Source organism: Streptomyces sp. NPDC047017 (assembly GCF_040644175.1).
In the GTDB taxonomy this organism is placed as follows: Bacteria; Actinomycetota; Actinomycetes; order Streptomycetales; family Streptomycetaceae; genus Streptomyces.
Window position 1 is genome coordinate 1 of record NZ_JBEYVW010000017.1, and the last position, 25,190, is coordinate 25,190.

Consider the following 25,190-nt stretch of genomic DNA (forward strand, 5'->3'; position numbering starts at 1 on the left):
CCCGCCTCCACCTCGACGCCCTCGGCGTCAAGCTGACCACCCTGCGCCCGGAGCAGGCGGCGTACATCGGCGTCGACGTCGACGGCCCCTACAAGCCGGAGCACTACCGCTACTGAACCCTCCAGCCACCGAGGAGCGAGCCATGAACCCCGACCACCAGGAAGAAGTCCAAGCCCCCGTGCTGTACCTGGCCGGGGTGGACGAGGACCCGGCCGAGGCGCACATCGTCCGCGGTATCGACTGAGGGCCGGGGGAGTGGCCGGCGGCCGTCCGGGCCCGCTGTCAGCCGGCCAGGTCCGGCAGGACCGCCGCGCGCCGCTCGAACCAGGTGAGCGTGTCCGCGATGCCCTGCTCGACGCTGCGCACCGGGCTCCAGCCCAGCTCCCGGGCCGCGCGCTCGCCGCGCGCGTAGGCGCCGGCCGAGTCGCCCGGGCGCCGGGGCGCGACGACCACGTCCAGCGGCTCGCCGGTCACCGACTCGAAGGCCCGGACCAGCTCCTTGACGGTGGTGCCCGTACCGGTGCCGAGGTCGATCACCCGGTGGTCGTCCTCGCCCAGCACCGCGTCGAACCGGTCCAGCGCGGCCAGGTGCGCCTGCGCCAGGTCCCACACGTGGATGTAGTCGCGGATGCCGGAGCCGTCCCGGGTCGGATAGTCGTCACCGGTCAGCCGGAACGGCACACCGGCCCGCCGGGCCTCGATGAGCTTGCCCAGCGCGTGACTCGGGGCGGCGACCTGGAGCCCCGTGCGCATCTGCGGGTCGGCGCCGATCGGGTTGAAGTAGCGCAGCGACAGCACCTTGAGGCCGGTGGCCGCGGCGACGTCCGCCAGCATCTGCTCGACGACCGCCTTGGTACGGGCGTACGGGCTGAGCGGGGCCAGCGCGGACGTCTCGTCCACGGTGAAGTCGTCGTTGACCGCGTAGATGGCGGCCGAGCTGCTGAACAGCAGGCGGCGGCAGCCGCGTTCGGTGAGCCTGTCCACCAGCTCCAGGGTCTTGGTGACGTTGGCGCGGTAGTAGTCGACGGGGCGGGCCACCGAGTCGGGGACGACGATCAGGGCGGCGCAGTGGACGACCGCCTCGATGCCGGGGTGGTCGTCGAAGACCTTGTCGAGCAGGGCCGCGTCGCTGATGTCGCCCTCGTAGAAGATCCGGCCCTCGGTGAACTCGGCGCGCCCGGTCACCAGGTTGTCGACCAGGATCGGCCGGTGACCGGCGTCGAGCGCCGCGGATGCCACGGTGCTGCCGATGAAGCCGGCCCCACCGGTGATGAGGATGTCCATGAGGTCTGTCCTGCTCCGTTCGCGGATGCCCACGGGGTCGCCGTGGCAACCCCGACGCTACACGGGGCCGCGACCGGCCTTCCCCCGCGTGACGACCGGGCGAGAATCAGCCATGGCGCAAACATGCTCTAGCCCTGCACTCACGCGGAGTGATCGAATCGGCACGTTTGTACTCGCTGGTGGGGGGTTCGTGGGGTGAACGCGGTGTCGTACGAGGAGCTGCACCGGCGGCTGGCGCCGGAGATCGAGGCGGCGCGCGCGGCCGCCCTCGCCCTGCTCGACCCCGCCGCGCCCGCGGTCCGGGAGGGCGTCGCGGCCCTCCTGGAGCACCGCACGTTCACCTACCCGCTGTCGGTGCTCCCGCTGATCGTGCACGCCGCCGAGACGGGGGACCCCCGCCCGGCGCTGCCGCTGGCCGTCGTCCACGACCTGTGGTGGACCTCCGCCTGCTGCCTGGACGACCTGGCCGACTCCCAGGGCGCGTGCCCCGCGGGCGACCTCGGCCAGAGCGAGGCCCTGCTCGCCACCGTCCTCGCGGGCACCACCCTGCCCCTGCTCGTCGTGCAGGCGCAGCCCGTGCCCGAGCCGGTACGCGCGCTGCTGGCGGCCGAGGTCGTGAAGTGCTCGATCGGCGCCGCCGAGGGGCAGTTGCGGGACCTGCGCGGACAGGTGCGGGGCGCCACCCGCGCGTCGGTGACCGAGGTCTACCTGGGCAAGTCCGGCGCCCCCTACAGCATGATCACCGCCATGGCCGCGCTCCTTGCGGGCGCGGACGGGCGGCGGGTGGCGCTGTGGCGCGAGTTCGGGGACGTGTTCGGCGTGCTGTGGCAGCTCTTCAACGACCAGGAGGACATCCTCTCCGGCCGCGGTGAGGACCTGCGCAACGGCACCGTGACCTACCTGCTCGCCTGCGCCCTCGAAGACCCCGCTCCCGGCGCCGCCGCCCACCTCACGTCCCTGCACCGGGCCGCCACGCACTCGGCCCCCGCGCGCACCGAACTCACCCGCCTCCTGCTCGCGCCCGACGTCCTGAGCCGCTACGAGCAGGACCTCGACGCGTTCCGCCACCGGGCCCACCGCGTCCTGGACGACCTCGGCGGCGACGACGCCCACCTGCCCCTCCTGCGCGATCTGGTGGACCGCTCGTCACGCATGCTGCTGCGCAAGGGCGAGGGATAGGGATAGCGGCAGCCTGCCCGGCCGAACCCACCCCACTCCCTCCGCTCCCCTCTCCCCGGCCGGTCAACTCGCGGGGGCGTGCCGCAGCGAGACCCCCACGAGAAGGTGCTGGATCAGGCGCAGCGCCCGTTCGACGTCCCAGAGCCGGGGCGGGGCCAGGCGGACGCTCCCGGTGTGCGGCTCGTCCAGCGGCAGGTCCGCCACCGGGGGCAGGGCGACCAGGAGATCGCTCAGCAGCGCGCCGAAGGACTCACCGAGCGGTTCGGCGGCGGCCCGGCGCAGTCGCTCCGAGGCGGCGCGCGCCACGGCCGACCGGGCGGCCACGGCGGCGTCGTCGACCACCGCGTCGGACGGCGGCGCGAAGTCCATGGTCCGCAGGAGCCGTTCGGCCACCGCCGCGTCGGCCGGTCCGGCCTGCCACCGGCCGGCGTCCATGACGTCCTGCGCGCGTACCGTGATCCCGGCCACCGCGCCGGCGACCGGCCGGGGCAGCAGGGCGAGCGGGCGGCCCCTCCACTCGTCGCCCGCGTACTCGGCGAACGAGGGATCGCCCTCGATGTCGCTGTCCACCTGGATGTAGTCGATGTCGATCACTTCCCAGGTGGCGGAGTGCTCCCACAGCATCTCGACCGGGTGGTGGGCGTGCTCGTCCAGGAACCTCCACCACGCCGCGCGGGCGACCGGTTCATCGCACAGGGGCAGACCGATCCTGCACGCGTGACACACCACGCTGACGGACTCCGGCACGGCTTCCTCTTCCTCCACTCCGGCCGGCATCGTCGCACCGGCCGGATCCGTTCACGATAGGGCCCGGCGGGCGGCGCCGCACGGCGCCCCCTGCCGGGCGTGGCTGGTCAGAGACCCTCCGCAGTCAGAAACTCCGCGGTCAAGGTCGTGGACGCTGTCGCCGCGCGAGTCGGCGACGGTCACCGAGCGGGTGGCTCCGCCCGGCAGGGTGTCGCCGTCCATCCCGCGGAAGTACGTGTAGTCCGTCTCGGTCCTCCGGTCCGGGGCGGTGCCGGTGGACACCTTCATCCCCGGGTACCCGCGCCACTCGTTCCACGTCCGCTCGCCGGCGGGGGTCAGCGGGTTGTCGTCGTGGCGCCAGGCCGGCTTGCCGACCGGTGTGTACGTGGTGACCGTGTCGTCGCTGACGCCGCCGCCGGTCGGGTCCTGCTGGGTGACCGTGGTGACGACGTACTTGTTGAACCAGTCCTTCGTCGGCGCGGTCCGCCCGCTCGGTGTCCAGTACGAGGGGAAGCACAGCGAGGTGTTCTGGCTGTCGTCGGCCGGGGTGGAACTCCCGCACGCGGGGGCCGAGTAGCCGACGCTGATGATCTCGCCGGTCTCGGTCGTGACGGTGTTCAGCCGGTAGCGGGTGATCGGCGGGTACCTGTCGGTGAGGTCGGCCCGGTTGGACAGCGGTGTGCCGGAGAAGGTGACCGGCGCCGTGCTGAGCGAGCGGGAGGACCCGCAGGCGCCGGTGTCCTGGCCGGTGTGCACGATCGACGACAGCCACAGCGAGGGCGTGGTCGCGTCACCGGTGGGCGGGAACGCGTAGGTGAAGGCCCATGAGTCCACGTTCTTCTCGGCGGTGCCGGTCAGCGCCTGGGTCTGCACGCCGGTCAGTTCGTAGGTGCACCAGAACGACGGAGACTGCGATGTGCACGAGGCGCCGTTGGCGCAGTTCAGGTCGTAGGGGACGTCCGGCCAGTTCGCGGTGGTCGAGGAGGACAGCGAGGAGGCGGCGCAGCCGGTCGGCGCGGTCTTGCAGCGCCCGTTGTAGCTGAAGGTGACCTGCGCGGCGGGGCTGGTGGAGTAGACGTAGCCGTCCCGCTGGCCGTACTGGATCTTCGTCAGCCGGGCGTCGCGGATGTAGGGCGTGTTGGCGGTGCTGCCCAGGTCGCGTGCGTAGTAGTTGGTGTCGTCGCTGTAGAAGTAGGACATCGCGTCGCCGTGCGTGTCCTTGACGTAGTCCAGCATCCACCGGTAACCCTGCTGGCACCAGGAGGAGGAGAAAGCGGCGTTGTAGCAGGGCTGCCCGGAGGCGGTGGCGTACACGGGCTCGGTCAGCACCGAGTTCGTCGCCGTGTCACCGCTCGCGTAGCCGGGCAGGTGGTCGAGGCCGAAGGTGTACTGGGTGCCGTTGGCCGTGGTGACCCGGAAGTACTCGCCGCGCTGGGCTCCGTTGGTGGCACCGGTCAAGTACTGGATCTTCTCGCCCGTGTCACCCTGGGCGCGGTAGGTGCCGGTGGTGTCGTCCTTGATGACGCGGGTGGTCGTCCCGTTGAGCGACAACGTCAGCTGGTTGTCGCCCGACCAGCAGTTGTCCCAGGTCTTCGTCGTCCCGGACGGGTTCTGGTGGCAGGACTGGTACGAGCGCTCGATGTAGCTCTCCGGCAGCGAGAACCCGTCGCCGACGATCGATGCCTGGTTGTTGGTCGAGGAGGTCAGCCCGTCGACGCTCTGGGAGTTGTAGGAGACCGTCAGGCCCGGGGTGAGGCCGCCGGGAGCCGCGGGTGTGCTGAGCGGGTAGGACCAGGTGAACGCGTCGGTGCTGCCGCCCGCCTGCCAGGAGCCGGACGGCTTGAGGGAGGTGGCGGTGAAGTCGCCGCCACCGCCGCCGGGCGAGGACGTCGCGGCGACGACGGTCGCGGCCGACGCGGCGGTGGCGGCGGTGGCCGCCTTCGGCGTCAGCGCCCGGCCGGACGCGGTGGCCGGTCCCGCCGGCAGGTCGGCGGAGACCCGGCCGGCGTGCGCGTCGTTGCTGGACCCCAGGTCGGTGGCGGTCCGGCACGCGCGCGCCGAGGGAGTGGTCAGCACACAGGCTGGCAGGGCGACCAAGCGCAGCCTGGAGGCCCAGTCCGCGCCGTAGGCGTCCGCGAACGACCGGTAGTCCACGGTCAGGTGGGTCGCACCGGTCCCGGACCGCCCGGCGGCCGGCGCGATCTTCAGCAGGACGCCGTCGACGCCCGCGGCCTGTGCGGCCGAGCGGGGCAGCACCGTGACCGTCGCGCGGCCCGGGGCGGCGGACGTGCGCGGCCCGGAGTGCGCCGCGCGGGCGCCGTGGTGCGCCGGTCCCAGCCACACCGGCAGGGAGCCGGCCCGCGCGTCGGTGCCGCCGTCCACGGAGACTTGGGCCGAGCCGGCCGGCCAGACTGCCTCGGCGGGCGTCCAGGACGGCAGCTCGGCGGGCGAGCGGTAGTGCGAGGCGACCGCGTGCACCGGGACCGACCGGGTGTCGTGCGGCGCGGCCGGCCAGTGGCGCACCCCTTGCACGGTGCCCATGGTGGTCACCGTGACAGCCGTGGTCACCACCGCGGCGAGGAGCCCTCTGACGTAGGACCGCCCGGATCTGTGTCTCCCGGACCTGACGACGCGTTGGCGCCCTCCTATAACCACGGCAGCCTTCACTCCCCGGAGACAGACTCGTACGAGTCATGGACAAATTGTGATGATCAAGAGATCGAACGCCGATCGTAGGCGGCTCGTTCACCCCGCTGACCTGGGCAGCGAAGCGATTTGACGCGAAGATGACGTGCTCATCGCAATGTGAAGATACGGGCTTGACCCGGCAGGGATTCCGCGGGCGGCATCGGGAGCGGTACGGCTCCGCCGGGCGGATCTCCTGATCCAGTCTTTACTTCCTTGATCAAACGATTGACATGGGCATATCTGATTGTGCCGAATCAAAGCCGCATGAACTGCTGTCATGGGCAAGTTGTCTCAGGTGAGGGCCAATTACTGTGCCTCTCTACATTCCCCGGGCGCTGTCCCGGGCGGTGTCGAGAGACAGGAATCCGATGCACATATTCCGCGCGGGAATGCGCCGCAGAAGACGGCGCACGGCGCTGACGGGCCTTGTGGTGCTGGGGGTCAGCGCACTCGGCGCGGCACTCGTCCACGCCGCCGGGGCCACCGCGTCCGCCGGCCACGCCCTCCAGCGGACCGGCACGAGCGCGCCGGCCGCGGGGCACACCGCCGCCCCGGAGGGACTGACCCCGCTGCCCGACGGCTACGGCCCCACCCCGGCCGACCAGGCCGCGATGCAGGCGGCCGGCGCCCGGGCCCGTGCCACCGGCAAGCCGGTGGTGGTCTCCTCCCTGACCACCCCCACCACCCAGGTCGAGGCCCTGCCGGACGGCCGCTTCGGCATGGCCGTCAACCCGCTGCCGGTCCGCACCGAACAGGCCGGCCGCTGGGTTCCGGTGGACCTGACACTCGTGCACCGCGCCGACGGCGGCTGGGCGCCCAGGGCCACCGCCTACGGCACCACGGCCTTCTCCGGCGGCGGCACCGGACCGCTGCCGTCACCCGCTCCGGCGGCGTCTCGCTCACCCTGTCCTGGCCCACCGCCCTGCCCGCGCCCCGCGTGACGGGGGCGACCGCCACCTACCCGTCCGTGCTGCCCGGCATCGACCTGCGCGTGGCCGCCACCCCCGCCAGCGGCCTGAGCGACACCCTGGTCGTGCACTCCGCCGCCGCGGCGAGGAACCCGAAGCTGGCCGCGCTGCGCCTGGCCACGACCGTCTGCGGCGGCCACCTCGCGCAGGCCGGCGACAGCGGGCTGACGGTCACCGACAGCCACGGGCACGTGGTGGCCGACGCCCCCACCGCCCTGCAGTGGGACTCCAACCGCGCCCTGCCCGCGAGCGCCCACCAGCCGGCTGGCGCGAAGGTCGCCGCCGACTCCTCCGACGCCGCCCACCCCGGACTCGCCGCCCGGACCGCACCCGTCCGCACCGAGGTCGCCTCCGGCGCGCTGACGCTGGTCCCGGACCACGCCATGCTCACGGCCACGAAGACGGTTTGGCCGGTTGTACGTCGACCCGTCGGTCAACTGGCACCCCACGGACTACCAGAAGCCCGCCTTCGACGAGGTCAAGCAGGGCTGCCCGGGCAACTCCTTCTACGACAAGACCGGCTCGATGGCCGACAACGGCAATCTGGGCGTGGGCTACAACGGCTGGCCCGAGGGCCTGTGCAACACCGGTGACGAACACGCCATCTACCAGTGGAGCCTGTCGAAGACCATCTGGGGCGCCGACATCCACAGCGCCGAGGTGGACGCCACCGCCCTCTACTCCGCGTCCTGCTCGACCACCGCGACGGTGAACCTGCACTGGTCCAAGGGCATCGGCAAGGGCACCGACTGGAGCAACCGCCCCGGCTACAACAGCTACTCCACCTCGGCCGCCTTCGCCCCGTCCTACAACCCGACGTACTGCCCGAAGAACGGCAGCACCACCAACGGGTTCAACGTGCTCACCCCGATCAAGAGCGCGGCCGGCGGGCACTCCAGCAGCTTCACCGCGACCCTGAGCGAGGACTCGATGGAGTCCTCGCACAACGACCTCGGCTTCAGGCGCTTCGATCACAACCCGACCCTGCAGATCTTCTACAACAACGCGCCGAAGAACCCGAGCGCCTCCACCATGTCCGCCGTCTCCGGCGCCGACCACGCGGGCTGCGACACCACCTCGCCCTACCCGTACATGGGCAAGACCATCGCCGCCACCCCGCCGGTGCTCAAGGCCAAGGTCACGGACCCCAACGGCGACAAGCTCCAGGCCACCTTCCAGTACTGGATCGACGGCTCGTCCAGCAAGTCCACGCTCACCAGCGGAGACAACCTGTCCTCCGGCGGCGACGCCTCCGTCTCGCTGCCCGCGAGCTTCATCTCCTCGCAGAGTAACGGCAAGACCGTCGACTGGGAGGTCAAGGTCAGCGACGGCATGGACGCCACGTCCTACACCAACTCGCCGACCTGCCACTTCACCGCCGAACCCACCGCCCCGGACACCCCGTCGGTGATCTCGGAGCACGACCTGTACCCGAACACCGATGACGACGCCGCCGTGGGCGCCGCGGCCGGCACCGCGGGCACCTTCGACATCGACGGTTCCGGCACCAGCGCCACGAAGTTCGTCTACGGCCTCGACGTCCCGCCGGCCACCAGCAACCCGCCGGCCGCCGAGACCGTGACCGCCAGTGGCAACAAGGCCACCGTCAAGGTCACCCCGCCCTCCTCGGGCCCGCACACCCTGTACGTGTACGCGGTCGACGGCGCCGGGGACGACTCCGGCGACTTCGCCTACCCCTTCGTCGCCGCCGGGCACACCGCCACCACCTGCGCCTCCCTGGCCGCCTGCTACGACAACGTGGGCATCAGCGCCGACAGCGACAAGGGCAAGGGCGACCTGGACGGCTCCGGGCACAGCTTCTCCGCCACCGACCTGACGGGGGCCGGCTGGAAGAGCGGCGGCAAGGTGACCGTCGACGGCGCCACCCTGACCCTGCCCGGCTTCGGCTCCGGCCAGAAGGACAACGTCCTGGCCGCGAACCAGACCGTCACCTACTCCGGCACGGGCAACGCGCTGGTGTTCCTGGGCACCTCGACCTGGGCCGGGCTGAGCGACCCGGGAGCGTTCGCCGGTGACGACACCGCCCCCTACGTGCCGAGCGGCACCGCGGTGAGCGGCTCGTACTGCTTCAGCGGGACCGACCCCGCCGACGCCTGCCCGGCGAGCGGCGCCATCACCTACACCGACGGCACCTCCACGGGCTACGACCTGACCGTCCCGGACTGGAGCTCGTCCGTGGACCCGATCGCCGCGGTCGAACTCCCGCACTACGACAGCGGCACCGCGCAGACCGCCACCGCCCGCAGGCTGTACGCGTTCTCCGTGCCGATCGATGCGTCCAAGACCATCGCCTCGGTCACCCTGCCGGACGTGTCCGCTTCCGTCGCCCCCCACCAGCAGGGCCTGCACATCTTCTCGCTGGGCACCCGGAACACCACCGCGGGCACCGCGAAGACGAACGGCAGCTACACCGCCGCGCCCGCCGGACAGTCCTGGACCGGCGCCTGGGCCGACGCCACCGAGAACGACTACAACCTGCTGGGCGGCAACTTCTCCGACCAGACCTTCCGCATCGCGCTCAAGCCCTCGGTATCCGGCTCCACCGTCCGCGTCAAACTGGACGACGCCCTCGGCGGCAGCCCGCTCACCATCGGCCACGCCACCATCGCGCTCAGCTCGACCCCGGCCACGATCGGCGCCGTACCGTCCGGCACACCGACCACACTGAAGTTCGGCGGCGGCCAGTCCGTCACGATCCCCGAGGGAGGCATGGCCTACAGCGACCCGCTGCCCTTCACCGTGACCGCGGGCCAGTACCTGCTGGTCTCCTACCAGCTCAGCAACTCCGTGCCCTATCTGGTCCAGCACTCCTACGCGGGCGGCTCCTACGAGTACGTCACCTCCGTCGGCTCCGGGGACCTCACCACCAGCACCAGCGCCACTCCGTTCACCACGAACGCCGCCGCCTACGGCAACTTCACCGACCTCGTCACCGACCTGGACGTGCAGTCCGCGGACCTGCCCACCGAGGCGGTGCTCGGCGACAACCTCGTCGACCCCTTCGAGCCCGGCACGACCCTGCCCAACTCCAACGGCTCCCGCGTCTCCGACGCGCTGACCACGGCCGTGCCCTCCACCTCCAGCCCGTACGGGGTATTGGCCGAGGGCATCGAGTCCAACCAGCTCATGAAGGACTACCCCGAGACGCACAACAGCGTCACCATCGGCGGTCCCTCGGCGCTGTCCCGTCTCGACCGCGACATCCTGGACCAGCCGGGTGTCAGCACCGTGATCGTCGACGAGGGCCTGGAGGACCTGCTCGCCGGCGCCACCAGCGACAGTCTCGACGGCGACGGCTACACCGCCCTGGTCCAGCAGCTCCAGGGCTGGGGCGTGAACGTCGTCCTGACCTCGCATACCCCGTGCGAGGGCTTCGCCGGCGACGGCGCCACGCCCAACGACCCGTGCAGCAGCACCGTCGACGCCGACCGCACCGACACCAACGCCTTCCTCGGCGGCATGAACCTGGGCAACCCCTGGGGCACGCCCGCCGCCTACTTCGCCGACTTCGACGCCGCCGTGGCCGTCGAGGACAGCACCACCGGTGAGGAGAAGCTGTCCCCCGCCGAGGACAGCGGCGACCACGCCAACCTCTCCCTGGCCGGCTTCGGAGCGCTGAGTTCCGCTCTGCTGTCACCCGAAGACACCTGGAACTTCGACGACGGCTCCGGCATGCCGGTCGCCACGGACACCGCGGCCACCGACACCCTCAACACCCTCGACGCCGCGGGCACCGACCCCAACCTCGGCAACGATCCGCTCACCCTGGCCGGCTCGGCCGCCTGGGCCACCGACACCAGCCGCGGCACCGTGCTCTCCCTGGACGGCACCGCCGGCTACGCGGCCGGCACCGGCGGTTTCGACACCTCGGCGAGCTTCACCCTCTCCACCTGGGTCAAGCTGTCGACCCCACCGAGCGGGAACGCCACGGCGTTCTCCGTCAACGGGACCACGGCCAGCCCGTTCTACCTGAAGTACGAGCCCGACAGCGGCTCACCGAAGTGGGCGTTCGACTTCACCTCGGCGGACACCACCAGCCCGTCCTTCAAGGGAGCCGTCGGCGGCACACCCGCCGCCGGAAGCTGGACCCATCTGGTCGGCGTCTACGACGCGGCCACGAGGACGGCACAGCTCTACGTCAACGGAAGCCTGGTCAGCACCGCGACCGGCATCACGCCGTGGAAGGCCACCGGAGCCAACGACGCCGGCGCCGCCCAGTACAACGGCACCCTGACGGACTACTTCCCGGGCGAGATCAGCGACGCCCAACTGTACGACTACGCCCTCACCGCCAATCAGGTGACCGCACTGCACGACCAGATCCCGTAACCACCCGGAAAGGACGTGCTGCCCTCCCCGATGGCTGAGCCGCAGGGTGGATCACCTTTCGGCCACCTGGGTGCTCGGCACGGACTCCTCCGGTTCATCACCGGAAAGAGAGCGGAATGCCGACCGCATAGGGGCAGTGGGTTCCACCAGGGGATTCCGGTGCAGATGATTTTGAGCGATTTCGTGGCAGCCATGATCGGCATCGCTCAGGGCGCCGGTAGTCTGCGGGGACGGCCCGGTCCGGAGCGGGCCGCCATGCGGTACACACGTCATTGATGGGGAGGATCGAATGATCGGCTCATTCGGGAAAGCGGCGGCTGTCGCGGCCGCCGCGGCGGCGGTCGTCACGCTCGCGGGCGGTTCGGCCGGCGCGGCTTCCACGGCGTACAACACGCGGACCGTCCACCTGGACGGCATTCCGGTGGAGTCCGACGCCGACGCGTGCACCACCAAGACCATCTCCCTGGCCGCCGGCACGTACACGTGGACGCAGATACTGGACAACAGCCGCCTGCCGAGCCGCGACATCACCCTGGCCGCCGGCACGTACACCTGGACGGACTGCCTCCGCCCGCACAACGGCTACTACCAGCAGACGTCCAGCCTGGCCAAGCCGGGTTCGGCCCCGGCGGCCCTCAACGACCCGAACCAGCTGACGTTCTCGGCCAATGATTACACCTTCGGGTCCCTGCTCGACCCGCACTTCTGAGTTCCGGGAATTCGAGCGAATTCCAGAATGCGGAAATCCCTTCCTCCCTGGCGATGCGGTCCAGGGCGGAAGGGATTTTTTCATGACCGCGGTCAGGTGTGCGCGGACAGGACAGTGGCTCTTTATTCACAACAGAACCGGGCAAATTGCATGACGTGACGAGCGACACGTCCGATTGGCACCCGTGCGGGTGTGTGGAAAGGTGCTGATGGGCAATCAACGCCCGGACGGGGGAGGGACGGCGTCTGACCTGGGGGAAACCTTGCGTGTCTGTGTGATCGGTGCGGGTATGTCGGGGCTGGCCGCGGCCTACGCGCTGCGGGAGCGCGGGATCGGGTTCGTCTGCCTGGAGAAGGCCCCGGACGTCGGCGGGATCTGGCGCCAGCCGGGGGCGGGCGAGCGCGGGCCCGGCTACCGGACGCTGCACATCAACACCGCCAAGTCGCTGACCGGGTACAGCGGGTTCGGCTACCCGATGCCGGACGACTACCCCCTCTACCCGCGGCACGACGAGATAGCCGCCTATCTGCGCGGCTTCGCCCGGGACTCCGGTGTGCTCGGCCACATCGAGCTGCGCACCGAGGTGCTGTCCGCGCGGCGTGACACGGAGGGCACCTGGACGGTGGTCAGCCGGGACGCGGACGGCGCGGTGGCGTCGCGGCGGTTCGAACATGTCATCGTCGCCTCCGGCCACCACACCGAGCCGGTCCTGCCCGACCCCCTCCCGCAGGGCTCCGGCTCCTTCCCCGGCACGATCCTGCACTCCCTCGACTACCGGGACGGACGGGACTTCGCCGACCAGCGGGTCGTCGTCGTCGGCCTCGGGGCCTCCGCGGTCGACATCGCCGCCGACCTGTCGCGCAACGCGGCTCGCACCGTGCTCTCGGTCCGCCGCGGCCTGCATATCGTGCCCAAGCAGCTGTACGGCATCCCCTGCGACGAGATCGCCGAGGCCCCCTGGTTCAACGAGATGTCCTTCGCCGAGCGGCGCACGTTCGTGGAGGAGGCGCTGAAGGTCGCCCGGGGCAGCCTCGCCGACTACGGGCTGCCCGAGCCGGACCACCCCGTCTTCTCCTCGGCGGTCACCATCTCCGACGAGATCCTCAGCCGGATCCGGCACGGCGCGGTCGTCCCCAAGCCCGCCATCGCCCGGTTCGAGGGCAGTCGGGTCGTCTTCACCGACGACACCTCGGTGCAGGCCGACGCGGTCGTCTACTGCACCGGCTTCCGCATGGCGTTCCCGTTCCTGCCCGCCGGCTGCCCCACGGGAGCGGACGGCTCGGTCGAGCTGTACCGCCGGGTCGTCGCACCCGACCGGCCCGGCCTGTACTTCGTCGGCCTGATCCGCCCGGTGGGCTCGGTCAGCCGGCTGGTGGAGGCGCAGGCACGCTGGGTGGCCGGCATCATCGAGGGCTCGGTCGACCTGCCCGCGCCGGACGGCATGCGCGAGGAGGTCACCGCCCATCTCGACGCGATCGCCCAGCGCTACGGCCGCACCCAGGGCGCCTCGATCCAGGTCGACGTGGGCCCGTACCTGGCCGAGCTGCGGGACGTACTGAAGGTCTGAGCAGGGTGCGGCCCCCGAACGCGGCGCCCGGCAGCACGCCGGTACCGCTGCCGCACCAGGCCGCTGCTGTCAGCGCGCCGTCTGCCCCGCCGGCACCGCCTGTACCGGGTGCCGCGCCGCGCCCGCCGGCGGCCGGACCGCGTACGCCTCACAGGACAGGTACGTCGTCACCCGCGGCGGCCGGCCCTGCTGGTGGGCCAGCGAGAGGTAGGCGATCATCCCGACCCCGTCCTCGGGCCGCCGGGGCGACATGGCCGCCAGGGCGCGCACCAGCGGGGCCGCGTTCATGCCGTGCCGGAACAGCGCGCTCGCCGCGCGGTCCAGGGACTCCCCGTCGTGCGGGGAGTAGTCCCGGACGGGGACGTGCAGGGTGAAGCCGCTGGGCCACGGCGCGCCGGGGTCGGTGAAGGAGTGGCAGGTCTGGCCCGGACGCCTGGTCAGCCGTACGCCGTCGCGGCCGGCGCCCGCGGCGATGCGGAAGAACTCCTCGATCTGCGCCGCGCCGGGTCCGGGGTCCATCCGCGACAGCCGCCCCGCCCGCACGGCCGACAGCCCGTCGTGGCGCAGGTACACCTTCGCCCGGGGCGCGCTCCAGTCGCCCAGGTCCAAGGCGAAGAACAGGTAGCCGTCCGTCTCGGGCAGCGCGGCGAACCCCTTGTGGTGGCCGAGCCGCCCCAGCGCCTCCCGTACCGTCTCCGTGCGGTGCTCGGGACCGTGCGCGGACGGGTTGAGGTAGACCTTGACCGCGGGCACGCCGCCCGGGCGCAGTTCCAGCGCGCACCACAGGGCCAGCGGGCCGTGCGGCGCGTCGGGCAGGAACAGGTCCGCCACCGCGTCCAGGGAGTCCGTGCCGAAACGCCAGCGCTCCGCCATCGCCCGGACGGTCTCCAGCCCGATCCGCCCGTTGCCGGCCAGGTCGGCCGCGCCGCAGCCGGGGTCCACGAGCATCCGCAGGGACGGGGCCGAGCCCTGCTGGAAGGAGAGCGAGAACTCGACGGGGGTGTGGTCGTCGGAGAGGAAGGTGGGGCTCGGCGGCGGCAGGTCCAGGGCCCGCTCGGCGACCGGGCCCAGCGACTCGGTCAGCACCCAGGCGTACGCGTCGGTGTCCGCGTCGGACAGCTCCGCGACCGCGCACAGCCTGCGCAACTGCCCGCCGGTCAGGCCGCCGAGCGTGGGCGCGGCGGGCGGTCTGCCGCCGCCCGCGACGGCGCTCACCGGCCCGCCCCGCGGGAGAAAGCGCTCACAGGGGAATACCCGCCTGCTGAGGCGGGTATCAGGATTCTCGACGGGAAAGCGGCGTCCGTGGATATCTCGTCCACGACACCTCCTTAGTTTGCACGCGATGTGAATACCGCGTGCTCACTACCCCTGCCGTCGAACGTTCATGCTGAGGGGACGGGCCGGTCGGGTGTCGGGCTGGTCACCTCGTCAGCCAGTTGAGGAACTGGCTCCACATCCCGCCGCGTTCCGGCCTGCGCCCGGCCGCCTGCGCTCCCTGGGTCTCCTGCGCGGAGGACGCGGAGGGCGTGGGCCGCGTCGGGGCGGCGGAGCCCGCGTCGGCCCTGCGGGCCGGCTGTACCGGGGTGAAGCGGGCCGGGAGCGTGGCCAGCGCCCGGTGGAAGGGCCCGGGACGCCAGGCCAGGCTGTCCTCGGGGACGGCGAGACGCACATCGGGCAGCTGGTTGAGCAGGTTCTCGATCGCGGTGACCGTGATGTGCCGGGCCGGCTCCTTGGACGGGCAGGCGTGCGGGCCCGCGCTCCACGCCAGGTGCGCCCGGTTGCTCCCGGCCTGGCGGGAGGCCGTCAGCGCCGGACCGGTGTTGGCGCCGGCGAAGCTGACCAGCACCAGATCGCCCGCCTGGAACTGCTGCCCGGCGAACTCCATGTCGGTGGCCGGGTAGTGCGGCGCGAAGTTCGACATGGGCGGGTTCTCCCACAGCGTGTCGTCGAGCGCCTCGTCGATCAGGCCGCCCTCACGGGCGTACCGGTCGTGGGTGAGCAGCCGGTGCAGGGTGTTGCCGATGAGGTTGCGCAGCGGCTCGGTGCCGGCCGCCAGCAACAGCGCGAGCTGGTGCACCATCTCCTCGTCGGTCAGCCCCGCCCGGTGCTGCAGCAGCCAGGTCGCCACGTCGTCGCCGGGCCTGCTCCGCTTGAGCGCGACCAGTTCCCCCACGGCCTGGAACAGCACCTCGGCGGCCTTGTCCGCGTTCACGCCGTCGAACATGCCGGAGATGCCGAACAGCACCCGGTCCCCGATGTCGGCCGGGCAGCCGAAGAGTTCGTTGAACACGAACAGCGGGAGCTGCTTGGCGTAGTCGCCCAGCAGATCGGCCGAGCCGCGCCCGCCGAACTGGGCCACGAGGTAGCCGGAGACCTGCTCGGTGCTGCGGGTCAGCCGGCGCGTGTCCAGGCGGGCCATGGAGTCGGTGACGGCCTGGCGCAGCCGCAGATGGTCGGCGCCGTCGGCGAACATGCAGTTGGGCCGGTACGCCAGCAGCGGGGCGACCGGGCTGTCCGGGCCGACCTTGCCCTCGTTGAAGGCCCGCCAGCGGCGCGCGTCCTTGCGGAACGAGCCGGAGTCCTGGAGCAGGTGCAGCGCCGCCGCGTAGTCGGTGACCAAGGTCGCCTCCACGCCCGGGGCCAGCTCGACGGGCGCGGCGGGCCCGTAGTGACGCAGGTAGTCGTAGTACGCCTGCGGAGCCGCGGCGAACTCCGGCCCGTACAGCGGGACCCGGCCGCCGGAGCCGTGGGCCGGGCAGCCGGGCGGCGGGGCCGGGAAGGTGTCGTGAGCGTCCATGTCGTTCTCGGTCTCCTAGTGGGCGCGGTCCAGCAGATGGCGGACCAGCGTGGTCAGGGCGGCGGCCGAGGACCCTTCGTCGCGCGCGTCGCAGGTGACGACCGGGGTGTCGTCGAGCAGGTCCAGGGCCTCGCGCAGCGCCCGCTCGTCGCGCGCCGACGCACCGTCGAAGTGGTTGACGGCGATGGCGTAGTCCAGGCCGTAGTGCTCGATCAGGTCGATCACCGGGAAGGAGTCCGCCAGCCGTTCGGGGTCGACCAGGATCAGGGCGCCGAGCGCGCCGCGCGCCATGTCCTCCCACATCTGCACGAAACGCTGCTGGCCGGGCGTGCCGAACAGGTAGAGCACGACGCGTTCGCTGATGGTCAGCCGGCCGAAGTCCATGGCGACCGTGGTGGTGGTCTTGCCCTGGACGCCCTTGAGGTCGTCGACCGACTCGGCGGCCCGTGTCATCGTCTCCTCGGTGGACAGCGGCTCGATCTCGGAGATCGAACCGATGAACGTGGTCTTGCCCACCGCGAAGTGACCGACGACGAGGATCTTCACCGCGGTCTGCTGCGCGCCGCCGCGGACGTAGTCGCAGTCAGCCAAACTTGGCGCGGAGCCCATTGAGCACCTCCTCCAGGATCTCCTTGTCGGCGAGCCGGGCCGGGGCCACCGGCGGCCGGGTGACGAGGTAGCCGCCCTCCGTCAGGGAGGCCAGCAGGATCCGCACCACGCCCAGCGGCAGCCGGGTGTGCCCGGCGATCTCGGCGACCGACAGATAGCCGGCGGAGCAGATGTCCAGCAGGGACTGTTCCTCGGGGGACAGTCGCATCGGGCGCTGCGCGTGCTCGGGGGAGGCCGTCACCAGGGTGATCAGCGAGAGCTGCTCGCCCATGGGCAGGTCGCGGCCCTTGGTGATGACGTACGCCCGTACTAATTCCGTGGTCTCCGGCTCCCAGCCGTCGTGCCCGCTCACCGGGTGCCCAGGTTCTCGCGCGGCGGCGTCGTCAGTTCCTTGCCGAGCTGGGCGACCAACTGCTGCATCCGGAAGGTGATGTCGGCCATGTCGACGTCGGGGGAGGCGGAGACGCCGAGGTAGGCGCCCTCGCCGGCGGAGATCAGGAAGACCCAGCCGCCGTCGAACTCGACCAGGGTCTGCCGCCACCGCTGGGCGGGGTCCTCGCAGAAGAACGCCAGGGTCCGGCTGAGCGACTGCACCCCGCTCATCGCGGCGGCCACCCGGTCCGCGTCATCCTTGCCGAAGTCCCTGGTCCGGGCCATCAGCAGGCCGTCGGCGGAGATCAGGACCGCGTGCAGGGCCCCGGGAATCTCCAGGGCGCTGTCGAGCATCCATGACAGATCGTCGTTCACGAGACCTCATGTCCTTCGCTGCTTGCACCAGGTGTGCTGCTCGTCCGGTCGCCGGCCGCCGCCTCCGTGCTCCGGCCGGACCGCGTGCCCCGCTGGAAGGCGCCCATGATCTGCGCCTGCTCGGCGTCGGAGCGGTCCGAGCGGGCCACCGGGCGCGGCGCGGGGGCGCTGCCCGGCACGATGGCCATCGGCCGCTTGCGGCGGCGGCGGGGAAGTCCGTCGACGGTCGCGGCGGGGGCGAGCGCCTCCTCGGGGCCGCCGTCCAGGACGGGCCGGGCGAGCGGGCGGGCGGCCGGGGCGGCCGGTGCCTGGGCGGGGGCCCTCTTCTCCGGCATGGCCGTGAGCAGCTCGTGCGGCAGCAGGACGACCGCCCGCACACCGCCGTACGGGGAGGAGGAGTCCACCGACACCTCGAAGCCGAACCGCTCGCACAGCAGGCCGATGACCGCGAAGCCGAACTGGGGCGGGTTGCCGAGCCCGGCCACGCCCGAGGCGCGCTCGCTGGCGAGCAGCTTGTCGGCGCGCGCCCGCTCCTCGTCGCTCATGCCGACACCGGCGTCGTCGACGATGACGCAGATGCCCTTGGGCACGGTGCGGATGTTGATCTCGACAACGGTGTCGGGGCTCGAATAACTGGTGGCGTTGTCGAGGAGTTCGGCCAGCACCAGGGCGACCGGTTCCACGGCCCGGCTGGTGATGCCGAAGTCCACCTGGGAGAGGATCTCCACCCGGCGGAAGTGCCGGATGCGGCCCTGCGCGCTGCGCACCACGTCGTACACCGAGGCGGTGTCGCGGCGCCCGCCGAGCCAGCCGTCGCACAGCACCGCGATGGACTGCGCGCGCCGGCCGAACTGCGAGTTGGTGTGGTCGATCTCCAGCAGGTCCTGGAGGATCGCCGAGTCGCCGTACTTGGTCTGCAGCCGGGAGAGCACCAGCTGCTGTTCCGCGGCCAGGCCCTGGAGGGTGCGCATCGCGGACTTCAGGACGGTCTTGGTCTCTTCCTCGGCCCGCTCCTGCGCGGCCTGCACGGACCTGCCGTAATCGTTCTCCAGCTCTGTGTAGTGGCTCTTGAGGCCCTGGACCTCCTGCCGCAGCGCACGTGCCGCCCTGCGCTGGCGGACGACGAGGGCGATGGCGGCGACGAGGGCGACAAGAAGAACCCAGAGCAAGGGGTTCCCTGTGTACTCGGTCATAAGACTCTCTTCAGGCGACTGAGGCCGGCTTGCTGATTACCCGCCGATGCGGGCGGCCGGGCCGGACCGCCCGCGCCCGGGATCGCCACCCGGGCTGTCCCGAAGCCGGACATGCCGTCTCACACGCATCCGCCCGCTCCGCGCGGTGATCGTATCACCGCATGAACAGGTGAAATTCCGTCAACAAACTGACAGAAAAGTTCCGTTGGGATGCGAAACAGCGAAACTCGTGGGTGAGGAGCGGCGCTTGTGGGCATTGCGGCGGTGCTTGTGGTGCCGTGCCTCGCGCAGTACCGCCACGGCCCCCGCCGGGACTGACACCGGAGGGGGCCGGAGTCAGCGTCCGGTCAGTGCACCAGCAGGTCGATCACGCCGGTCAGGTCCTCCTCACCGCTGCCCTGGGCCAGGCGGCGGCGCATCAGCTCGAAGTAGGGGCTGAGCAGCTCCGGGCTGACGCCCTGCTGCTCGGCGGTGCTCAGGAAGGTCGGTGTGCCGGCCACCTGCATGGCGAGGTGGGAGACGACGCCCTTGGTGTAGTCGCCGCTGCGCAGCTGCTCGGCGGTCTGGTGCACGGCCGGGGCCATCGCGACGAGCCAGTCGGCGAGCAGCGGGGCGAACGCGGCGGGGTCGATGTCCTCCTTGCGGATCAGGGCGAAGGCGTGCGCGGCACCGGCGAACATCCCGTACATGGCGCTGAGCAGGGCCACGTCGTGCAGGGCCGCGAAGCCCGCGTCCGCGCCGACGTAGGTGGTGCCGGCCGGGACGGCCAGGGTCTCCCGGTGCCGCTCGAACAGGTCGGGCGAGCCGCTGTAGAAGACATAGCCGCCGGCCTCCGGGACGCCGATCATCGGAGGCACCGCCATGATCCCGCCGTCCAGGTAGCGGGCGCCGCGCTCGCGGGCCCACGCGGCGCGTTCCCGGGCCTGGGCGGGGGTGCCGGTGGTCAGGTCGACCAGATCCCGGCCGGCCAGGTCGGCGCCGGCCAGCACCTCGTCGACCGAGGTCTCGTCCAGCAGGCAGACGACGATCAGAGTGTTCGCGGCGACCGCCTCGGCGGCGCTGTCCGCGACCCGCGCACCCTCGGCGGCCAGCGCCTCGGCGCGGGCCGGTGTGCGGTTCCAGACGGTGAGCGGGTGGCCGGCGGCGAGCCAGGCGCGGGCCAGCGCGGTACCCATCGTGCCGAGACCCAGCAGCGTGACGGGAGTCTTCTCAACAGTGTGCTTTGTCATGCCGATTAGGCTGGTCACAGGGCCGGAGGTGATCAAGTACGCACTTGGTTGTGGGTGGTTACCCCGGGGTGAGCGAGCACGTCGGAGGGGTGGGGCATGACGACGCTGAACCGGCCGGGCACACCGGACGGACATGTCTGCGGGATCGACACCGCGATGGAGGTGATCGGCGGCAAGTGGAAGGTACTGATCCTCTGGGCACTCCACGAGCACCCCTGCCGTCGTTTCGGGGAGCTGCGACGGCTGGTTCCGGGGGTCACCGAGAAGGTGCTGGCCTCCCACCTGCGGGAGCTGGAGGCGGACGGTGTCGTGCATCGCGTCTCCTATGACGAGGTGCCGCCCCGCGTCGAGTACTCGCTGACCGAGGACGGCAAGCGCCTCAACGACGCACTCCAGCCGCTGGCCGCCTGGGGCCGCGCCCGGTCGGCGCAGCTCAGCGGGCCGGACCGAACCCGTAGCCCTGCCGGTGGCCGGTGACGTGCCGGCGTACGTCCTCGGGGAAGGACGTACGGAAGGAGGCCGTCACGCCCCTCAGCTCACCGTGCTGAGCCTGCTGCACGCGCACGGGCCCATGGACCAGGGCACGCTGGGCTCACTCGCCCAACTCGACAAGTCGGCGGCGGCGCCCCTCCTGGACCGGCTGCGCCGCCGGGACCTGGTGGAGGTGGCCCAGTGGCGCTGCGGGCGTGCCGCGATGGATCTCCTCTCGCGCACCTGGACGGCGTTGCGCGGTGCGGTCGCCGGGCTCGCGGACGAGGACTTCGCGCAGCCCTCCGGCTGTCGTGGCCCACGTCGAGCACCGGGTGCAGGCCGCGGCGGCCCACCTCCGCCACGGCCCGGCCCGGCCCGGCCCGCCAGCAGCGCACCGATCCCGTGCCCCCTTGGCCCGCGGCGCGACGAACAACCGGCCGACCACCGCGGTCCGCTCCCCGGCCGTCCCGCTCCGCTCGCGCCACCGGCCGGGCGCCAGATCGCCCTCGCCACCGCCACCGCCATCGCCACCGCGGGACAGGCCGACATGGCCGACGACACGGCCGTCGAGTCCGGCGCCCCAGGCCCCCAGCGAGGACGCCCGCACCAGCCACTCCCCGGGGCGGGCCGGGCGGGCCAGTTCATCGGATAGCCGTCCCCCCGGTGGACCTCCGCGAGGACCCGTGCGCACTCCTCGACATCACCGTCCTCCCGCCGCCGGACCAACACACCGGGGCGGCGGGTGCCTTGGCGAGGACCGCGGGCTGTGACAGCGCTGTGACGGGCGGGGTGGCGCCCGTCACAGCCCCGGGAGGCCGGCTCTGATCCACTGGGCCCATGCGCCCGGTCCCCCTCGCCCTGTCCGTCGCCGTCACCGGCGCCCTGCTGCTCACGGCGTGCGGATCGCAGCGGGCCGGTGCGGGAGGCCCGGGAACCGGACGGGCGGCCGCGTCCCCGGGCGCGGACGACCCCTCCTGCGGCACGTCGACCGCTCCCTCCGCCGCCGCCTCCGCCGACCCCGGTGGTCAGGGAGCGCAGGACACGGACGGTGTCAGGCTCGTCGGGGCGGCCGGCTGCCCGGCCTTCGAGGTCACCAACGACACCGGCCGGAACGCCACCTTCACCATCACCTACCAGCGGCTGTCGGCGTCCGGGGCAGCGCTGTCGAGCGCGCGGCAGACCGTGTCGTCCGTCGCACCGGGCCGGACCGTGCGGCGCGCCGTCGCCCCCGACGCGCCGGACGCGTCGGTGGTGGACGCACAGGACGCGACACATGTGCGGATCATCAAGGTCAGGAGCGTGCCCACCGCCGAGGCACCGGCCCGGACGGGCCCCTGCCCGCCCTCGGGCGTGCGCGTGTACGCCGATGACGGCGACGCGGCCATGGGGCTGCGGGTCGTCGGGCTGCACCTGGAGAACTGCGGCACCCGCGCCTACCCGCTCGACGGCTATCCGCGGCTGCGTCTCCTCGACCAGCGGCACGAACCGGTCGACAGCGTACGGGTCCTCCACGGCGGCGCCGCCATCGCCACCGGCACCGGAGCCGACGCCGCGCCCCGCCCGCTGGTGCTGGCACCGGGCGAGAGCGCCCACGCCGGGCTGGTCTGGCGCAACACCACCGGCTCCGGTGACCCGGTGGACGCGCCCTACGTGCGAGTCGTGGCCAAGCCCGGCGCCGCCGCGGTGACGGTGACCCCGGAACTGGACCTCGGCACCACCGGACGGCTCGGCGTCGGCGCCTGGGAGAAGGACCGGGGCACGGAGGCAGGCAGGGGCGGCAGCGGCCGCCCGGGCGACAGCCCGGACGACGGCCCGGAGGGCAGCACGAGCGGTCGTACGAGCGGTCGTACGAACCCGGCTGAACGCCCCTCCTGACGGTCCTTCCCCGCCGTCTCGCGCAACACAGGGGCGAGATCCCTGAGCCAGGCGTCGCGTGCCTCGGCCCATTCCCGCGCGCATCCGGCCGCACGGGACGCGGGGAGGAGGCGGCCGGCCGCGAGGTCGGCGTGGCGGGCGGGGGAGGCGCCGTACAGGTAACACAGGTGCCGGGCGGCCCGCTCCAGATCCGAGGAGTGCTCGTCCTCGTCCCCGGCTCCGTCCTCGTCACCAGCCTCGTCCTCGTACGCGGCGGCCGACAGCTCGTACTCCCGGGCGGCCAGTCGCAGTTGCCGTTCGCCCGCAGGGCCCTGCCGGATCAGCAGGAGAGCGGCGAACCGGTCCGCCGCGTCCTCCTCGGCCCGGTCGTCGCCGGGGGAGAGCCGGAGGGAGTCGACGAGGGCGTGCCCGGCCTCGTGGAAGACCGTCTCCGCCGCCACCGCGGCCACCGCGTCGTCGGGGTGCGGCTCGGCCGCGTCCTCGAACAGCACGCGGTCTTCGGCCAGTTCGTCGTAGCAGATCTCGATACGGCGGCTGCCGGCGTCGTAGGAGGAACCCTCCCCGCGGCACGACCGGCCGACGACGGTCACCGGCTCCGCCGGCTCGACGAACGCGCCGAGGGCCGCCGAGGCCCGCTCCAGGACCGTACGCCCGCGCAGCAGGCCGGCCACGGCACGATCGGCATCCGAGGGCTGCTCGTAACCGACGACGAAACCGGAGCCGGAGCCGGAGCCGGAGCCGGAATCGGAATCGGGGCCGGAACCCGAGTCTGAATGCGCTCCCGAATCAGAGTCCGCACCCGAACCGCTTCCCGCGCCGCCGCAGCCCGCGAGCAGCAGCAACGACAGCGCGCACAGCACCGCCCCCTGGACGACGTGCCGTGCTCGTGCCTCCCCGTCCGGTCTCCGCCCCCACATGCCCCCATTGTGCCGTGCCCCCGCGCACGTCCCGACTCGCCCTTGCCTTGGAGCGCACTTCAGCCTCTACAGTCACGGCGTTCACAAGGACGGCGGTCAAGGAGGGTCACGTGCGCTACCGGGTTCTGGGTGGGACCGGCATGGAGGTCAGCCCCTACTGCCTGGGCACCATGATGTTCGGGCCCATCGGCAACGCCGACCACGACGCGTGCGCACGGATCGTCCACGCCGCGCTCGACGAAGGGATCAACTTCGTCGACACCGCCGACATGTACTCGGCCGGGGAGTCCGAGACGATCGTCGGCAAGGCGCTGAAGGGCCGCCGCGACGACGTGGTGCTCGCGACCAAGGTGCACTTCCCGATGGGCGACGGCCCCAACCGCGGCGGCAACTCGCGGCGCTGGATCGTGCGGGCGGTCGAGGACAGCCTGCGCCGCCTGGGAACGGACTGGATCGACCTCTATCAGGTGCACCGGCCCGACCACACCACCGCCGTCGAGGAGACGCTGTCCGCCCTGACGGATCTGGTGCGCCAGGGCAAGATCAGGGCGTTCGGCTGCTCCACGTTCCCCGCGCACGAGATCGTGGAGGCCCATCACGTGGCCGAGCGCCGCGGGCTGCACCGGTTCCGCACCGAGCAGCCGCCGTACTCGCTGCTGGCCCGCGGCGTGGAGAAGCACGTGCTGCCGGTGGCGCAGCGCCTGGGCATGGGCGTCCTGACCTGGAGCCCGCTGGCCTCCGGGTTCCTGACCGGCCGCTACCGCAAGGGCCGCCCCCTCGACCTGAGCAGCGGACGCCCCACCCTGCACCCGGCCCGCTTCGACCCGGCCGCGCCCCGCACGGCGGCGAAACTGGAGGCCGTCGAGCAACTCGTCGCCCTCGCCGGTGAGCTGGGCTGCTCGCTGCCCGAGCTGGCCACGGCCTTCCCCCTCGCGCACCCGGCCGTCACCTCGGTGATCATCGGCCCGCGCACGATGGAGCAGCTGCGCGGCACCCTCGCGGGCCGGAGCGTGGCCCTCGACGACGCCGTACTCGACCGTATCGACGAGATCGTGCCGCCGGGGACCGACGTCTACCCGCCGGACGGCGTCTGGGCCCCGCCGTCCCTCACCACCCCCGCGCTGCGCCGGCGCGCGCCCGGCCACCGGTCCGCCGCCTGAGCGACCGGGCCCGGGGCGCGGTGCGTGCGGCGCCGGTAGTAGTGCACGGTGACGACGGCCAGCAGCGGTCCCCACGCCACCAGCGGCACGTAGCAGGCGTTCATCACCCACGCCCCCCACCGGGTGATCTCCATGTCGGCGTGCAGTGTCGTCCAGACGAAGAGCACACCGTAGACCGTGCAGCCGAGCGCGCCCAGCGCCGCGGGCACGGCGGCGGCCGGCACGGGGACGCGGCGGCCGCCCAGGCGCGGAATCCACCGCGGCCACACCTCGCCCCAGGGGCGGACCAGCCCCAGTGTCAGGAAGGCCAGTGCCTCCTGCACCGCCGACAGCAGGGGTACGACGAGGTAGCCCCAGCCGGGTATGAGCATCGCGTCGTACTCGGACCGGGCGAGCCCCACCGGGATGCCGAGCACCACGGCGAAGCGCCACAGCGCGGACGGCAGGGAGGTCCACACGGCCACGGCCGCCGTGCGCCGGGCCCACCGGGGGACGGGGGAGGCGGTCGCGGGGCGTGCGGGGACGGCGGGTGGTGTGCGGGTGGACGTGGGCGTGGGCATGCGTGACTCCTGGAGGAGGCGGGCCGGCGGCCGGCGGACTGGGACATCCGGAGGCTGTCACGCGCCCGGCACGGACACATCCGACCGGGGGAGCGGAGCGGCTCCGCCGTCCGGCGCGCGGACGTCAGACCGGGGTCTCA

20 protein-coding genes and 2 pseudogenes are annotated in these 25,190 nt (G+C 72.3%); 10 read left to right on the forward strand and 12 right to left on the reverse strand.

Annotation, left to right across the window (positions count from 1 at the left end; all coding sequences use genetic code 11):
- On the forward strand, positions 1-116 hold a 116-nt coding region (locus ABZ858_RS26190; RefSeq protein WP_361383759.1), incomplete at its 5' end, for an adenosylhomocysteinase.
- A 166-nt stretch (positions 117-282) separates the two neighbouring features.
- Here ABZ858_RS26190 and galE read toward each other — a convergent pair.
- Complete coding sequence (galE, locus tag ABZ858_RS26195; protein WP_361383327.1) at positions 283-1,284, reverse strand: UDP-glucose 4-epimerase GalE; 1,002 nt, start codon at positions 1,282-1,284, stop codon at positions 283-285.
- A gap of 195 nt (positions 1,285-1,479) precedes the next feature.
- Here galE and ABZ858_RS26200 point away from each other — a divergent pair, with 195 nt between their 5' ends.
- Entirely contained in the window at positions 1,480-2,463 is a 984-nt protein-coding gene (locus tag ABZ858_RS26200) for a polyprenyl synthetase family protein (protein WP_361383330.1), read from the forward strand.
- A gap of 63 nt (positions 2,464-2,526) precedes the next feature.
- Here ABZ858_RS26200 and ABZ858_RS26205 read toward each other — a convergent pair whose 3' ends face one another.
- Both ABZ858_RS26205 and ABZ858_RS26210 read right to left on the reverse strand, forming a co-directional pair.
- Positions 2,527-3,210, reverse strand: a complete 684-nt coding sequence (locus ABZ858_RS26205) for a hypothetical protein (protein ID WP_361383333.1) — start codon at positions 3,208-3,210, stop codon at positions 2,527-2,529.
- Positions 3,211-3,261: 51 nt separating this feature from the next.
- Positions 3,262-5,751, reverse strand: coding sequence for a hypothetical protein (locus ABZ858_RS26210; protein ID WP_361383336.1), 2,490 nt, complete (start codon positions 5,749-5,751; stop codon positions 3,262-3,264).
- Positions 5,752-6,287: 536 nt separating this feature from the next.
- Here ABZ858_RS26210 and ABZ858_RS26215 point away from each other — a divergent pair.
- The 4 genes from ABZ858_RS26215 to ABZ858_RS26230 all read left to right on the forward strand — a co-directional run bounded on the left by ABZ858_RS26215 (position 6,288) and on the right by ABZ858_RS26230 (position 13,492).
- Positions 6,288-6,839, forward strand: coding sequence for a hypothetical protein (locus ABZ858_RS26215; RefSeq protein ID WP_361383340.1), 552 nt, complete (start codon positions 6,288-6,290; stop codon positions 6,837-6,839).
- A 441-nt stretch (positions 6,840-7,280) separates the two neighbouring features.
- The gene (locus ABZ858_RS26220; RefSeq protein ID WP_361383343.1) at positions 7,281-11,216 is read left to right on the forward strand and encodes a LamG-like jellyroll fold domain-containing protein; all 3,936 of its coding nucleotides are present in this window, start codon (positions 7,281-7,283) and stop codon (positions 11,214-11,216) included.
- A gap of 289 nt (positions 11,217-11,505) precedes the next feature.
- Positions 11,506-11,925, forward strand: coding sequence for a hypothetical protein (locus ABZ858_RS26225; protein WP_361383346.1), 420 nt, complete (start codon positions 11,506-11,508; stop codon positions 11,923-11,925).
- A gap of 262 nt (positions 11,926-12,187) precedes the next feature.
- Entirely contained in the window at positions 12,188-13,492 is a 1,305-nt protein-coding gene (locus ABZ858_RS26230; protein WP_361383349.1) for an NAD(P)-binding domain-containing protein, read from the forward strand.
- Positions 13,493-13,561: 69 nt separating this feature from the next.
- On the opposite strand, the gene ABZ858_RS26235 is transcribed toward ABZ858_RS26230, so the two are convergent.
- From ABZ858_RS26235 to ABZ858_RS26265, 7 genes are all read right to left on the reverse strand, one after another.
- Positions 13,562-14,707, reverse strand: a complete 1,146-nt coding sequence (locus ABZ858_RS26235) for a tryptophan dimethylallyltransferase family protein (RefSeq protein WP_361383352.1) — start codon at positions 14,705-14,707, stop codon at positions 13,562-13,564.
- A 205-nt stretch (positions 14,708-14,912) separates the two neighbouring features.
- Positions 14,913-16,289 (reverse strand): cytochrome P450, encoded by a 1,377-nt coding sequence (locus ABZ858_RS26240; RefSeq protein ID WP_361383355.1) that lies wholly within the window; start codon positions 16,287-16,289, stop codon positions 14,913-14,915.
- Positions 16,290-16,304: 15 nt separating this feature from the next.
- Positions 16,305-16,898, reverse strand: a complete 594-nt coding sequence (locus ABZ858_RS26245) for an ATP/GTP-binding protein (RefSeq protein WP_361383358.1) — start codon at positions 16,896-16,898, stop codon at positions 16,305-16,307.
- Positions 16,873-17,250, reverse strand: a complete 378-nt coding sequence (locus tag ABZ858_RS26250; protein WP_361383361.1) for a DUF742 domain-containing protein — start codon at positions 17,248-17,250, stop codon at positions 16,873-16,875. The genes ABZ858_RS26245 and ABZ858_RS26250 overlap by 26 nt, the downstream gene beginning before the upstream one ends.
- Positions 17,247-17,645: a roadblock/LC7 domain-containing protein gene (locus tag ABZ858_RS26255; protein ID WP_361383364.1), complete on the reverse strand. Its 399-nt coding sequence runs from the start codon at positions 17,643-17,645 to the stop codon at positions 17,247-17,249. The genes ABZ858_RS26250 and ABZ858_RS26255 overlap by 4 nt, the downstream gene beginning before the upstream one ends.
- A complete protein-coding gene (locus tag ABZ858_RS26260; protein ID WP_361383367.1) occupies positions 17,642-18,838 on the reverse strand; it encodes an ATP-binding protein in 1,197 nt (398 codons plus the stop codon). The genes ABZ858_RS26255 and ABZ858_RS26260 overlap by 4 nt, the downstream gene beginning before the upstream one ends.
- A gap of 347 nt (positions 18,839-19,185) precedes the next feature.
- The gene (locus ABZ858_RS26265) at positions 19,186-20,067 is read right to left on the reverse strand and encodes an NAD(P)-binding domain-containing protein (protein ID WP_361383370.1); all 882 of its coding nucleotides are present in this window, start codon (positions 20,065-20,067) and stop codon (positions 19,186-19,188) included.
- Positions 20,068-20,163: 96 nt separating this feature from the next.
- Here ABZ858_RS26265 and ABZ858_RS26270 point away from each other — a divergent pair, with 96 nt between their 5' ends.
- The 3 genes and pseudogenes from ABZ858_RS26270 to ABZ858_RS26280 all read left to right on the forward strand — a co-directional run bounded on the left by ABZ858_RS26270 (position 20,164) and on the right by ABZ858_RS26280 (position 22,413).
- Complete coding sequence (locus tag ABZ858_RS26270) at positions 20,164-20,544, forward strand: helix-turn-helix domain-containing protein (RefSeq protein WP_361383373.1); 381 nt, start codon at positions 20,164-20,166, stop codon at positions 20,542-20,544.
- A gap of 217 nt (positions 20,545-20,761) precedes the next feature.
- Positions 20,762-20,854 (forward strand): annotated as a pseudogene (locus ABZ858_RS26275) (maleylpyruvate isomerase); the annotation flags it as partial.
- Positions 20,855-21,375: 521 nt separating this feature from the next.
- Entirely contained in the window at positions 21,376-22,413 is a 1,038-nt protein-coding gene (locus ABZ858_RS26280; RefSeq protein WP_361383376.1) for a DUF4232 domain-containing protein, read from the forward strand.
- Between the two features lie 56 nt (positions 22,414-22,469).
- Here ABZ858_RS26280 and ABZ858_RS26285 read toward each other — a convergent pair.
- Positions 22,470-23,330 (reverse strand): annotated as a pseudogene (locus tag ABZ858_RS26285) (DUF4344 domain-containing metallopeptidase); the annotation flags it as partial.
- Between the two features lie 110 nt (positions 23,331-23,440).
- On the opposite strand from ABZ858_RS26285, the gene ABZ858_RS26290 reads away from it, so the two are divergent.
- Positions 23,441-24,490 carry an aldo/keto reductase gene (locus ABZ858_RS26290; protein WP_361383379.1) on the forward strand — a complete coding sequence of 350 codons (1,050 nt, stop codon included), beginning with the start codon at positions 23,441-23,443 and terminating at the stop codon, positions 24,488-24,490.
- Here ABZ858_RS26290 and ABZ858_RS26295 read toward each other — a convergent pair.
- Positions 24,403-25,050 carry a hypothetical protein gene (locus ABZ858_RS26295; RefSeq protein WP_361383382.1) on the reverse strand — a complete coding sequence of 216 codons (648 nt, stop codon included), beginning with the start codon at positions 25,048-25,050 and terminating at the stop codon, positions 24,403-24,405. The two genes, ABZ858_RS26290 and ABZ858_RS26295, sit on opposite strands and share 88 nt — an antisense overlap.
- Between the last annotated feature and the right edge of the window lie 140 nt (positions 25,051-25,190).

Excerpts from the sequence above, each read along its gene's own strand:
- ABZ858_RS26225 (WP_361383346.1), top strand. The coding sequence starts at position 11,506 with ATGATCGGCTCATTCGGGAAAGCGGCGGCTGTCGCGGCCGCCGCGGCG.
- ABZ858_RS26295 (WP_361383382.1), bottom strand. The coding sequence starts at position 25,050 with ATGCCCACGCCCACGTCCACCCGCACACCACCCGCCGTCCCCGCACGC.
- ABZ858_RS26240 (WP_361383355.1), bottom strand. The coding sequence starts at position 16,289 with ATGGACGCTCACGACACCTTCCCGGCCCCGCCGCCCGGCTGCCCGGCC.
- ABZ858_RS26245 (WP_361383358.1), bottom strand. The coding sequence starts at position 16,898 with ATGGGCTCCGCGCCAAGTTTGGCTGACTGCGACTACGTCCGCGGCGGC.
- ABZ858_RS26265 (WP_361383370.1), bottom strand. The coding sequence starts at position 20,067 with ATGACAAAGCACACTGTTGAGAAGACTCCCGTCACGCTGCTGGGTCTC.
- galE (WP_361383327.1), bottom strand. The coding sequence starts at position 1,284 with ATGGACATCCTCATCACCGGTGGGGCCGGCTTCATCGGCAGCACCGTG.
- ABZ858_RS26270 (WP_361383373.1), top strand. The coding sequence starts at position 20,164 with ATGACGACGCTGAACCGGCCGGGCACACCGGACGGACATGTCTGCGGG.
- ABZ858_RS26210 (WP_361383336.1), bottom strand. The coding sequence starts at position 5,751 with ATGGGCACCGTGCAAGGGGTGCGCCACTGGCCGGCCGCGCCGCACGAC.
- ABZ858_RS26260 (WP_361383367.1), bottom strand. The coding sequence starts at position 18,838 with ATGACCGAGTACACAGGGAACCCCTTGCTCTGGGTTCTTCTTGTCGCC.
- ABZ858_RS26280 (WP_361383376.1), top strand. The coding sequence starts at position 21,376 with ATGCGCCCGGTCCCCCTCGCCCTGTCCGTCGCCGTCACCGGCGCCCTG.
- ABZ858_RS26215 (WP_361383340.1), top strand. The coding sequence starts at position 6,288 with ATGCGCCGCAGAAGACGGCGCACGGCGCTGACGGGCCTTGTGGTGCTG.